Origin of the sequence: Nocardia sp. NPDC005825 (assembly GCF_040630175.1) — a bacterium.
In the GTDB taxonomy this organism is placed as follows: domain Bacteria; phylum Actinomycetota; class Actinomycetes; order Mycobacteriales; family Mycobacteriaceae; genus Nocardia.
This window is the reverse complement of record NZ_JBEXXC010000020.1, coordinates 76,469-88,627: the sequence shown is the minus strand read 5'-3', so window position 1 is coordinate 88,627 and position 12,159 is coordinate 76,469. Positions and strand designations below refer to the sequence as shown.

9 protein-coding genes are annotated in these 12,159 nt (G+C 68.7%); 1 reads left to right on the top strand and 8 read right to left on the bottom strand.

Annotated elements, in window-relative coordinates:
* Window positions 1-107: 107 nt before the first annotated feature.
* Window positions 108-1,643, bottom strand: coding sequence for an FAD-binding protein (locus ABZ382_RS33630; RefSeq protein ID WP_357097482.1), 1,536 nt, complete (start codon window positions 1,641-1,643; stop codon window positions 108-110).
* A 68-nt stretch (window positions 1,644-1,711) separates the two neighbouring features.
* A complete protein-coding gene (locus ABZ382_RS33625) occupies window positions 1,712-2,635 on the bottom strand; it encodes an NADP-dependent oxidoreductase (protein WP_357097480.1) in 924 nt (307 codons plus the stop codon).
* A 66-nt stretch (window positions 2,636-2,701) separates the two neighbouring features.
* Between ABZ382_RS33625 and ABZ382_RS33620 the strand changes: the two genes are divergently transcribed.
* Window positions 2,702-3,124, top strand: coding sequence for a helix-turn-helix domain-containing protein (locus ABZ382_RS33620; protein WP_357097478.1), 423 nt, complete (start codon window positions 2,702-2,704; stop codon window positions 3,122-3,124).
* 12 nt (window positions 3,125-3,136) lie between these two features.
* On the opposite strand, the gene ABZ382_RS33615 is transcribed toward ABZ382_RS33620, so the two are convergent.
* From ABZ382_RS33615 to dnaB, 6 genes are all read right to left on the bottom strand, one after another.
* Entirely contained in the window at window positions 3,137-3,775 is a 639-nt protein-coding gene (locus ABZ382_RS33615; protein ID WP_357097476.1) for a class I SAM-dependent methyltransferase, read from the bottom strand.
* A gap of 9 nt (window positions 3,776-3,784) precedes the next feature.
* A complete protein-coding gene (locus ABZ382_RS33610) occupies window positions 3,785-5,710 on the bottom strand; it encodes a DUF6301 family protein (RefSeq protein WP_357097474.1) in 1,926 nt (641 codons plus the stop codon).
* A 116-nt stretch (window positions 5,711-5,826) separates the two neighbouring features.
* The gene (locus ABZ382_RS33605) at window positions 5,827-7,758 is read right to left on the bottom strand and encodes a CocE/NonD family hydrolase (RefSeq protein ID WP_357097472.1); all 1,932 of its coding nucleotides are present in this window, start codon (window positions 7,756-7,758) and stop codon (window positions 5,827-5,829) included.
* Between the two features lie 45 nt (window positions 7,759-7,803).
* The gene (locus ABZ382_RS33600) at window positions 7,804-9,192 is read right to left on the bottom strand and encodes an MFS transporter (RefSeq protein ID WP_357097470.1); all 1,389 of its coding nucleotides are present in this window, start codon (window positions 9,190-9,192) and stop codon (window positions 7,804-7,806) included.
* An 80-nt stretch (window positions 9,193-9,272) separates the two neighbouring features.
* Window positions 9,273-10,628, bottom strand: coding sequence for an LAGLIDADG family homing endonuclease (locus ABZ382_RS33595; RefSeq protein ID WP_357097468.1), 1,356 nt, complete (start codon window positions 10,626-10,628; stop codon window positions 9,273-9,275).
* Window positions 10,629-10,665: 37 nt separating this feature from the next.
* Entirely contained in the window at window positions 10,666-12,060 is a 1,395-nt protein-coding gene (dnaB, locus tag ABZ382_RS33590) for a replicative DNA helicase (protein ID WP_357097503.1), read from the bottom strand.
* Window positions 12,061-12,159 lie beyond the last annotated feature (99 nt).

Here is a 12,159-nt window from a genome sequence, read left to right as displayed (position 1 = left end):
ACCTCGCGGCGCTGGAGGTCTCGTTCTTCCCTCCCTCCGCTCCTCCGCTTCGCTCCCCCGCTCCACTCAGTCCAGAACGAGACGCGCCGCGAACCTCCGGGGGTGTTCTAGCGGGAGCTCATGTCGAGCGCGGCGAGGTAGCTGAACAGCACCGACGCGCCGATCGGGTTGCCGCCACCGGGGTAGACGGTGCCGCTGACCGCGGCCATGGTGTTGCCCGCGGCGTACAGACCCGGGATGGGGTCGCCCGCCTCGTTCAGGACGCGGGCCGCGGTGTCGGTGCGCAGACCGCCCTTGGTGCCCAGATCGGAGATGCCGAAGGCGGCCGCGTGGAACGGGCCCTGCACGATCGGGGCCAGCGGCGGTTCGCCATTGGAGAAGGCGCGGTCATAGGCCTCGTCGCCGCGGCCGAAGTCCGGATCGACACCCTCGGTCACGAATTCGTTGAAGCGGGCCACGGTGGCGACCAGCGCGTCGGCGGGGACGCCGATCTCCGCGGCCAGGCCCTCCAGGGTGTCGGCGGTCTTCCACAGGCCCGCCTCGATGAAGCGTTCCGCCTCGACCATCGGCACATTGCTGGCCTTGATCGGCGGCACCACGCCCTCGGCGTCGTCGTAGATCATCCAGAACGGGAGGGTCGCCGACCCGTCGTCCAGATGCTCGATGATGTCGCGGCCGAGCCGGTCGTAGGGCGCGGACTCGTTGACGAACCGTGCACCCGCCTGGTTGACGAAGATGCCGCCGGTGAACCACAGCGCGAACGCCGCGCGCCCGTCGGGATGGATGAGGCCCGGCGACCACCACGCCTGATCCATCAGGTCGGTGTCCGCGCCCGCCGCGATGCCCGCCACGTGCGCCTTGCCCTGATTGCCCCACGGCCCCATGGTGTCCCGGGCCACGCCCGGCACGCCGTAGCGCTGCCGCAGCTCATCGTTGCCCTCGAAACCACCGGCCGCCAGCAGCACGCCCTTCCGAGCCCGGATGGCGATCCGCTGCCCGTCCCGCTCCACGATCGCACCGGTCACCGCGCCGTCCTCGGTCACCAGCTCGACCAGCGCGGTGTTCAGGTGCAGCGCCACGTTCGGGTACTTCGACAGGCCCAGCAGGAACCGGCCGACCAGGGCGCGCCCGCCGATCAGATAGTCCGGCTGCGGGTCGCCGTGCCGTTCGGTGGCCAGCGGTCCGCGCACGGACTCGCCCAGCTCACCGAGCTTGGCGGCCTTCAGCGGCGCGGGCACGATGTGCCGCTTGCCGTCCAGGCGCGCCTTCGGGGCCTTGCCGAAGTAGTCCGGCCACGGGAAGACCTGGAACTTGAACGCCTCGTCCTGCTCCAGGTACTCGATGACCTTCGCGCCATTGCGGATGTAGGTTTCCTGCAGGTCCGCCGGGGTGCGGTCGCCGACCACCGCGCGGAAGTAGGTGAGCGCGTCCTCGACGGTGTCGTCCACGCCCTCGCGCCGCAGCACCGGGTTGCAGGGGAACCAGACGCCGCCGCCACCGGAGAACGAGGTGGTGCCGCCGAACTTCTCGGTGGCCTCGACCACCGCCACGCTCAGCCCCTCACGGGCGGCCGTGTAGGCCCCGGCCAGGCCGCCGCCCGACCCTGCCACCAGGACATCGACTTCTTCGTTCCAGTCCGTCACCGTTTGCTCCCTGATCGACGCGGTCTCTTCGCGCGACGGTATGCGGCCGGGCGCGCCCGGCGCATCAACTATCCCAATGGCCGGATAGCCGATCGGTTCCAGGAGGTCAGCACGATTTTGCCGCGCACCCGCCCGGACTCGCCCAGCGCGTGCGCCGCCACCGCGTCGGCGAGCGGCAGCACCCGGTCGATCACCGCGCGCAGGCGACCGGCCACCACCAGCTCCGCCACCCGGGCGAGGTCCGCGCCGGACGGGGTGAAGTAGTGGCGGTGGTAGCGGGGATCGTCGAGCGCCTCCTCGCCCTGGGCGTCGATCACGCGGCCGTGCGGGGTGAGCACGCGCAGTGATCGGGCCGCGTAGTCGCCGCCGACCAGATCGAATGCCAGGTCCACGTCGCGCGCGGCGGTGGTGAAATCGGTTGTCGTGTAATCGATCAGCTCGTCGGCGCCCAGGTCGCGCAGGAATGCGTGGTTGGTGGTGCGGGCCGTGCCGATCACGTACGCGCCGCGCGCCTTCGCGATCTGCACCGCCAGATGGCCGACGCCGCCCGCTGCCGCGTGCACCAGCACCCGTTGTCCGGGTGCGACTTCGGTGAGGGCCTGCCACGCCGTGAGTGCCGCGGTCGGCAGCGCGGCGGCTCGGAGGTGATCGAGTCCGGCGGGTTTGGCGGCGAGGAATTCCGCGGGGGTCACCGTGTATTCGGCGTTCGCGCCCGAGCGGCTGACCACATTGCCGAAAACCTCATCCCCGGGCCGGAATTCGGTGACTTCTGCCCCGACCTCGGCCACCTCGCCGGACAGGTCCAGGCCCAAGGTGAACGGCGGCGGGCCCAGTTTGGTGATCGCACCGGAGCGCAGTTTCCAATCGGCGGCATTGATCGAGGTGGCCGCCACCCGCACCAGCACCTCGCGCGCGCCGGGCCGCGGCCGTTCGACCTCCACCGTCTCCAGCACGCCGGGTCCGCCGAGGGTGCGCTGACTGATCGCTTTCATGATCTCGATCCTGCGCGGGATAGTCTCCGTCGGGAAGAAGGCACTAATTCGAACCCGAGGTACCTCATGGATACCGTCTCCGACTGGGAGCCAACCGGAAATCTGGTCGACAGCTACCTGCGACGCTGCCCCGCCCGCGACGTGCTCGCGGTGCTCGCCGACAAATGGGTGCTGCTGGTGCTGGGCACGCTGCGCAAGGAGGGCGGCCCGATCCGGTTCAACGAACTGCGCCGCCGCCTCGACGGCATCACCCAGAAGGTGCTCACCCGCACGCTGCGGGACCTGGAACGCGACGGGCTGGTCCGGCGGACCGTGTATCCGACCGTGCCGCCGCGAGTCGAGTACGCGCTGACCGAGCTCGGCGCGGACCTCGGGCACATCACCCACGCCATGGGACAGTGGGCGCTGCGGCACGCCGATGAGATCGCCGTCGCCCGAACGGCTTTCGACGAACGGGCCGCCCGCGCGCCGGAACCGATCAGCTCCTGAACCCGGAGTCGGTCACACCTTGACCGCCAGCACGGTGGCCTGCGGGGTGCGCTCGTCGGGGCGGGCCTCCCGGGCCAGCGTCGCGGTGGCGCGAAAGCCGTGCGCGGCCAGCACTTCGGCGAATGTGACCGGCGCCCAGCGGTAGGCGGGGGCGACCTTGTGGTCGTAGGCGTGCACGCCGGTCGCCTCGTCGGCGGCCTGGAAGCCGAACAGCGCGTACCCGCCCGGCCGCAGCACCCGGGCGAACTCGGTCAGTACGTCCGGAACCCGGGCCGGCGGGGTGTGAATGATGGAGTACCAGGCCACGATTCCGGCCAGCGACTCGTCCTCGAACCGCAGCCGCTCCATCGGGCCGACCTCGAAGGACAGGTCGGGGTACTGCTCGCGGGCGATCCGGATCATCTCCGGCGACAGGTCGATGCCGGACACCTCCAGGCCGGCCGCCGCCAGATGCGTGGTGACCCGGCCCGGACCGCAGCCGATATCGGCGACCGGGCCCGCTCCGTGCTCCCGCACCGTGTGCGCGAACGCGTCCAACATCACGGCGTCGAACGGGTTGTCCTGCAGCTGCCGCCGGAACAGATCGGAATACAGCTCCGCGACCTCGTCGTACGCGTCCCGGGTAACCGTTATGTCCGCACTGTCCACCATGTTTCGACTCTAGGCCTCCGTCGGCAGTGCCCCGATCGCGCCCGTGGACGGGGCCCGAACCGGCAGGTATTCCCCGTTCAAAAGCACCCGCAGCCGGGCCTGCGGCGGCATCAGCGTGCGCAGCGGCAGGATGGCCAGGCGGGCCAGGCGGCGCAGGTCCCGGGGCAGCGCGGGCAGTGGAAGGTCGATGTGCCACAGCGGGTATCGGTGATCGGGATGCTGCCAGCCGTCGCGCAGCATGAACTTCAGGACGCGCGGGGACAGTTCGCGGGCGGTGGCGGTGGCCAGTTCCAGGCGCAGCAGGTCGCCGTCCCGGTCGACCCGGGCCCGATGCGGGTCCCCGGCATCCACGGTGAGCTGGCCGGAGTCCGCCAGATCGGTGATGAGAGCGGCCAATTCCTCGTAGCACTGCTCCCATTCGCGATCGTGCGCGCGATGCGCGGCCCGCTGCTGCTCGATGATGAGGCGGCGGTCGCGTTCGCCCGGCCGCACCAGATACAGCTCCACCGTGTCGGCCTCCGGAACCAGGCCCAGGGTGAGGCGGTCCTCCGGCCAGGCCGGTCCGTACGCCTGGCCCAGCACCGCGTGCCGGGGCGCCCCGAACTCGGCGCGGAACCCGTCCAGCGCGCGGGCCTGGGCGGCGGTGCGCTGCGCCGCGACCTCGGCGGGCAGGCCCTCGTCGTAGAGGAAGGACTCGATGCTGTCGCTGAGCGTGACGCAGACCGCCTCGAGCCGGTCGCCGTCGAAGCAGAAGCGGGCGCGCGGATCGTCCACGTGGAGTTCGGTGTCGGCCCACACCGTGCGCACCCCGACATCGGTGTCGTGCACCGGTTTCCAGCCCACGGCGGCGGCGAAACCATCCAGATCGGCGCGGGTCCAGGTCCACGCGAAAGCGCGGGCGGCGCGGGCGATCTCGACCCCGGCCGGCACATCCACGCGCAGCGGTCCGGCGTCGAAATCGGAGACGGCGTGGCGGCGCAGGAATTCCGCGCGCTGGGTGCGGGAGGTCGGGTGCGGCGGAATGCCGAGCGCGGTCACCTCCAGATCGGCGCCGCCCTCCACCCAGGCGTCGGCCACCAGTTCGGTCGGCGCGGCGACCCCGACCGCGCGCAGGGTGTCGGTGGTGCGCAGGGCCAGCCCGCTCATGGCGACGGTGCCCGCCCGCCGGGAGAGGCCGCGCGTCCAATTGCCCTCGCGGGGCGGCGTCCAGCCCAGCGCGATGAGCTGTCGTTCCAGGTCGGAGCCGTAATACCAGGCGGGATCGATGAATTCGCTGCGGGCCAGCTCCCCCGCCAGCTGCTCCGGCCCGGCCGCGAACTGCACGAAACGCCCACCGGGCGCGGTGACCAGCAGTCGCCCGTCGATGGGCAGCGTCTCCAGGAATCCGGCCAGGCTCTCGGCGAACCGGATCCAGGGGCCCGCGGCGGCGCGGCGGCGGGCGGCCTCGTGCCGGCGCTCCATCCAATACCGTTGCGCGGTCGGGTTCACCAGCAGCAGGTCCACGGTGTCCGCGCCGATCGTGAGGCCCGCGAAGACATTCGGGAAACGCCAGGCCAGGCCCTCGGCGGGACCCGCGGCGGTGGTCTCCGGATCGCCCCAGCGGGTGGTGAACTCCGCGGCGGCGCGGGCCATGGCGGCGGCGAGCAGGTCCCGGCTGCCGGGGTCCGCGGGATCCGGGCAGTCGGAGATGGCCACGCGCACATGGTCCAGGCCGCGGTCACTGCCCCAGAACATGGCCGAGTCCCACCACACCGGCAGGCCCGTGCGCGAGAAGACCGGACCGTTGCGGAGGGTGCCGACCGGTTGCGGCCCGGTCCAACCGACCAGTCGGGCGAATTCCGTGACATTCCCGGAACCCCAACGCCAGCCGAACCCCGCGGCCGCACCGACGATCTCGACCGCACCCGCGATATCGACCCGTACCTCGAATCCCACCCCGCGACACTAACCCCGGCCCGGCCATGCCGGGAAACTTCCCCGCCGCGACTATTATGTGATCGGCCGGCGCTTCCCACGGGGCGGACAACTCACGGGAAGCCCGGCCACGGTCTTCAATGCTCGGTCGGGAATCGCGCACTTCCCGCGTCGCCCGCCGGAATGATCGGCAGCACCAGCGCCGACGGATGGTCCGGGTCGTGATAGACGGTTTGCGTCGCGACCTGCGTATTCGTGTTCTCCCCGAGCGGATCCCCGGTATTCGGATTCGGCGCGAACTGCGGGAAATCGCTGCTCGACACCTCCACCCGGATCTTGTATCCGGCTTTCACCAGATAACTCGTCGGCCAGATATCGATCGAGAACTTGTACGGCTGCCCCGGCACGAGCGGTGTCGGATGCTCCAGCGAATCCCGGAATGCCGCCCGGATGATCCCATTGTTGAGGTTCACCGTGGACCCGTCCGGCGCGACCGCCACCAGCTTCGCCGTGAAATCGGTATCCGGCGCACTCGACGCCGCCCACAACGTCATTCGAACCGGCCCGGTGATCTCGGTATCGCCCGGCATCGGGGCGGTCGTATAGGTCAGCACATCCGACCGCTGCTCCACCACGAACTGATCCACCGGCCCCTGCGGCCCCGACGACGCCCCGCAACACGAATGCCCGCCCGCACTCGGCACCGGATTCGAGGGGTCGTACTCGTACCGATCCGGCTGCTGCGGATCCTTCGGCGCGTCGGTGGTCAGCGCGCCCGTCCGCCCCAGCATCGAAGTGCCGCCGTTCCCGGACAGGTAGTAGGTGGTCCAGCGGGTATTCGGCAACGGCCACGCCGACGCCGACTTCCACTTGTTCGCGCCCATCACGAAATAGTCGACCACCGGCTGCCCGGAAACCTTGTTGTCCACGCCCTTCAGGAAATGGTCGAACCAGGCCAGCATCAGCTCATTGATCGGACTGTCGCCCGCCTCCCCGGTCGCGGCCAGCATGGGCGTCGTGACCCCGCTCCCGGGCCGACCCCAGCCCAGGTGATCCCAGGGCCCCAGCACCAACCGCTGCCCGGCCCGCGCTTCCGGCGAACCGCCCCCGGCCACCATCCCCGTGAAATTCTCCACCCCGCCGGCCAGGAACGCGTCGTACCAGCCCTCGAAATTCAGGACGGGGACCTTGACCTTCGCGTAGCTGTCCCGAATGCTCCACTGCTTCCAGTAGTCGTCGCGGGTGGAATGCCGCACCCAGTCGTAGAACCACGGCGCGATCACCGGATCACCCGGGTGCAGCGGCGGAAACTGTTGATAGGGGCGGAAACCCAGCCACCGGGTGTAGTTCGTGCCGTCGGCCGCCAGCTGCTTGGCGGTGCCGGTGTCACCGCGATTCGCGGCCGCGCCCGCCCCGATCGTCTCCATGGCCCACGGCTCCACGAACCCCAACCGGAACGCGCCGCCCTCGTAGGTCCACCCGTCGTAGTAGTCCGACGCGGTATTGGCCGGGACGATCGTGGTCAGATGCGGTGGCGTGCTGATCGCCGCGAGCCACTGCGTCGCACCGACATACGAGGACCCGTACATGCCGACCTTGCCGTTCGTCCCCGGCAGCGCGGCCGCCCACTCCACCGAGTCGTAGCCGTCGGTGATGTCGTTCCCGAATTCGGTGAACACCCCGGCCGACTGGCCCTGGCCGCGAATGTCCTGCACCACCACGAGATAACAGTGCGAAGCGAACCATTCCGGCGTCCGATACCGGTACGGCTGGATCTGCGCCGCCGCCTTCCCGTACTGCGTCCGCATCAGCACCACCGGCACCGCATCGCCGGTCTTCGGCCGATACACGTCGGCCTTCAACACCACCCCGTCCCGCATGGTCGCCGGCACGTTCTCCTGTTTGTCGACCGCGCACGCCCCGCGTCCACCCGCGGGCGGCCAGCTCGCCGCGTCCTGCGGCCCCGACCCGCCCCCGCCGCTGCCGCACCCGGCGGCGATCAGCGCGACCACGCCGACCACCGCTCCCACCTGTGCGATCCGGCCACGCCGTCGCCCACTCCGGGTCATGAATCGACGGTAACGCCGCGCCCGCCCCGACCGGCCGACATTCGCTCAAACCGCACCGGTGGGCGGAGCCTGCCGCAGCTCGACGACCGCCAGCACCGCCAACGCCACGAACAGGACCGCCCCGAGACCCGCCACGGTGTGCAGGCCGGAGGCGAGGGTGCGCGCGGTGCCGATACTGCCGAGAATCGCCACCCCCGCCGCCACCCCGAACTGCCCGCCAGCCTCCGCGGTCGCCGACGCGGCACCCGCGATATCGGGCGGTGCCGCGTCCAGGACCAGGTTGTATCCCAGCGATATGCCGGGGCCGATGCCCGCCATCGCCACCGCGAAACCAACGGTCAAGGGCCACAGCCCGGTTCCGTCACCCACGACGGTGACGGCGGCGTAGCCGAACGCGGCGACCAGCAGACCCGCCGCGGTGATGTACGCCGGACGAATGGTGCGGGCCAGGGCCGGACCGAGGCCGATCGTGAACAGCATGGCCACGGCTGGAAGCACCATCCACAATCCCGCCCGCAACGTCGAATATCCGAGCACCGATTGCAGGTACAGATTGATCATCAGGATCGTCCCGCCCTGCACCGCGCCCACCAGCAGACTCAGGGTGAACGCGCCCCGAAAGACCTTTGCTCGGAAGAGCCGCAACTCCAGCACCGGATAGCGAATTACACGCTGCCGCACCAGAAACGCGGCGAACGCGACCACACCCACCAGTAGCGCCGTCCACGCGAGAACCCGCCCACTGTCCCGGGCGAGCTCCGTGATGCCGTAGACAACCGGCAGGATTCCCGCCAAAGACAGTGCGACACTGAGCCCATCGAGCCGCGGCGCCTCGGGATCGCGATGCTCCGGCAGCAGCACCGGACCCGCCACCAACAGCAGCACCATCACCGGAACCGCCAGCAGGAACACCGACCCCCACCAGAAATGCGCCAACAGCACCCCACCAGCGATCGGCCCGACGATCGCCCCACCCATGAAACACCCGGTGAACGCCGCCACCGCCACCGCCCGCTCCTTCGGATCGGCGAACATCGCCCCGATCAACGCCAACCCCGACGGCGCGAGCGTCGCCGCCGCGACACCCATCACCGCCCGAGCCGCAATCAGCATCCCCGCACTATCCGCATACGCGGCGAGCACCGAACCCGCCCCGAAAGCCGCGGCGCCCCAGAGCAGCAGCCGCCTCCGCCCGATCCGATCCCCAAGCGTCCCCATGGTGACAAGAAACCCAGCGATCATGAATCCATAGACATCCAGAATCCACAACTGCTGTGTACCACTGGGTTTCAGCTCCACCGCCAGCGTCGGCAACGCCAGATTCAACACACTGAAGTCGACCGATATCAACAGGATGGGCAAGGCCAGCACGCCCAGCCCAAACCACTCCCGCCGCTTCGCGGTGGCCGCCGCCGGCCTGTCGGTGATATCCACGCGAGGTCCTTTCCGAGGGTTCTACCGAACCGACGAACAGGACTCCCGCGAATGGACCGGCGGCAGCACCCCAGTGGTTCTCACCGGCCGGCGTAGACCGAAACCCCCTGGGCAATGAGGTTCTCAGTGCCTGGGACGGTCACCGAGAACACGGCCTGTTCTCCCAGATCGGTGACGTTGGTGATCCGGTCCCAGAAGACATCGTTGGTGCAGAGCATTGCCAGCTCGGGGGCGTCGAGAACGTCGGCGGCGCGAGCCAGGCGCGCGCGGCTCGGCGAGTGCTTCCACATCGTGGATCCGCAGAACCTGGTCCCCATCGCCGCCTGGAACTCGCGATGGGTCATGTTCCGGACGGACAGAAGCGCACGGACGGTATTCCATACCTCCATGGGGACGGTGTCCACATTGGGATTCGAAGTCATCGTGTCGAGCTCGGCCAGACATTCCGCAGCGGTGGAACCACGCGCTCCATGGACCCCGATGTCCTCGAGGAAGGTGATCTGGTTGTCCCCGCCGTCGATTGTGAGGTGCCAACAGTCCCGATAGCCGGCCTTGGGTACGAGCCGGATCCGTCCGTGGACGCCCAGCCGGAGCAAGAGATCGGACACGTCGTTGATGAGCCGCCGACTGGTCGACGTGTAGTAGATGCGGGCTTGCTTCCCGATCCGGTCCCAGCGTGCCGAACCATCGGTGGCCCAGAGATGCCGAAGGAAGATCGCGACCTGGTCGGTGGGCATCCCGAAAACTCGCTCGGGGACGAACTTCTCGTAGCTACGGAGGCCGAAGAGTCCGAGCTCGTCGAGCCACTTGGCGATTGGATTGCGTCTACCGTGGGTAAGCCGGTAGGGCGCAGGCAATCTCAGGGTTGTGACCCGCGCAGCCGCGTACTCGTCGCGGATCGCTGTGATACCGAAGTGCGTGGCGGCATCGGTTACGGCGGCGAGATTCTCCTCGTCGATACTCGCGTATCGGATCGGCTGCCGGCGAACGCAGGACCCGTCACCGATCATGTGCGCAAGCATGACAACCTCAGGATCGGGCATCTCCTCGGTTCGGACAGGCGCTGGAATCCACCGGGGGATAGCGAAGCGATCGCCGATTCCCAGCTCCCCCAGCTTGCGCCATCCGCCGATGGTCAGCAGCCGTGCTTCTGTGGCGGCGTCTATCGACCGGCCGGAAGCCAACTGCACTCGGGCGATCGTGCAACTGCCACTTGGGCGCACGTAGCCCAGCGGACGGGCGGTGAAGCGCATCTGCGGATCGAGGGACCAAACAGGCGGACGCAGCTCGTCCTGGATCAGGGTCTCCAGCGGCACCGCGACTCCGGTGTCCGCCCGGATAATTGGCGTAGTGGCAGTTAACCAGGCAGCACCGTGGGTTTCAAAGGTGTTGATGCCCTTACAGTTCGACTCCTCGACAGACTGTTTTGGCTGCATGCCGAAACAATAGATCGAAACTGTGTTCGGTGCGGCGCTATCCTCGAGCCATATCGACGAACCGACTCAGATGCAATTGGTGCGCAACGGTAATGGTTGCCGTCGGGCCGTTTCGGTGCTTGCCAAGAATGAGGTCTGCTTCACCACCGCGAGGGTCATCCCGTTCGAAGGCGTCTGGGCGATGCAACAGGATAACCATATCGGCATCCTGTTCTAGACTGCCACTTTCGCGAAGGTCACTAACCATCGGCCGCTTATCAGTTCGCTGTTCCGGACCACGGTTGAGCTGCGAGATCGCGATGACGGGGACCTCGAGTTCCTTGGCCATCAGTTTGAGGCTTCGGGAGAATTCCGAGACTTCCTGCTGGCGGGATTCGACCTTCTTGCCGGAGCTCATCAGCTGGAGATAGTCGACGACGATGAGGCGGAGGTCGTGGCGTTGCTTGAGGCGGCGGGCTTTCGCTCGGATTTCCATCATGGTGAGGTTCGGCGAATCGTCCACGAAGAGTGGGGCTTCGCTGATCTCACTCATGCGGCGGGCGAGTTTGGTCCAGTCATCGTCGCTCATGCGGCCGGAACGCATATCGCCCAGTTTGATCTTCGCCTCCGCGGAGAGGAGACGCATGACGATTTCGGTGCGGCTCATTTCCAGGGAGAAGATGACGCTGGCCATGCCGTGCTTGATGGAGCAGCTGCGCATGAAATCCATACCGAGCGTGCTCTTTCCAACACCGGGTCGAGCCGCGACGATGACCATCTGGCCGGGGTGCAGGCCGTTGGTGATCTCGTCGAGTTCGGTGAAACCGGTGGGGACGCCGAGGGAGATGCCGCCTCGGGAGGCGATGGAGTCGAGTTCGTCCATCGTCGGCTGGAGGATGTCGGTGAGGGGGGCGAAGTCCTCGCTGGAGCGGCGTTCGGTGACGTCGTAGAGCTCGGCCTGGGCGCGGTCCACGACCTCGGCCACGTCCTGGCCGTCGGCGCCCGCGTAGCCGTACTGGACGATGCGGGTGCCCGCTTCGACCAGGCGGCGCAGCACCGACTTCTCCGCGACGATCTCGGCGTAGTAGCCGGCGTTGGCGGCGGTGGGGACCGTTTGGGTCAGGGTGACGAGATACGGTGCGCCGCCGATGCGCTTGAGTTCGCCCTTGCGGTCCAGGGTGGCGGCGACGGTGACCGGGTCGGCGGGTTCGCCGCGGCCGTAGAGGTCGAGGATGGCGTCGTAGACGGCCTGGTGCGCGGGGCGGTAGAAGTCGCCGGGGCGGATGACTTCGACGACGTCGGCGATGGCGTCCTTGGACAGCAGCATGCCGCCGAGAACGGACTGTTCCGCCGCCATGTCATGGGGCGGCTGACGGCCGAAATCCTCACCGGGAGCGTCGGGATAGTCGGAGGGCCCGTGATCGTCGCGGCCGCGATCGTCGACGACTGCCATGGGCTCGACCGTCCTCTCTGCTCGCGCCGCAACGGCGTGCAAGACCCGTTGTACGCCGGCGCACCGACATGTTGGGACCGCCACGCTCGAGCCGTGGTC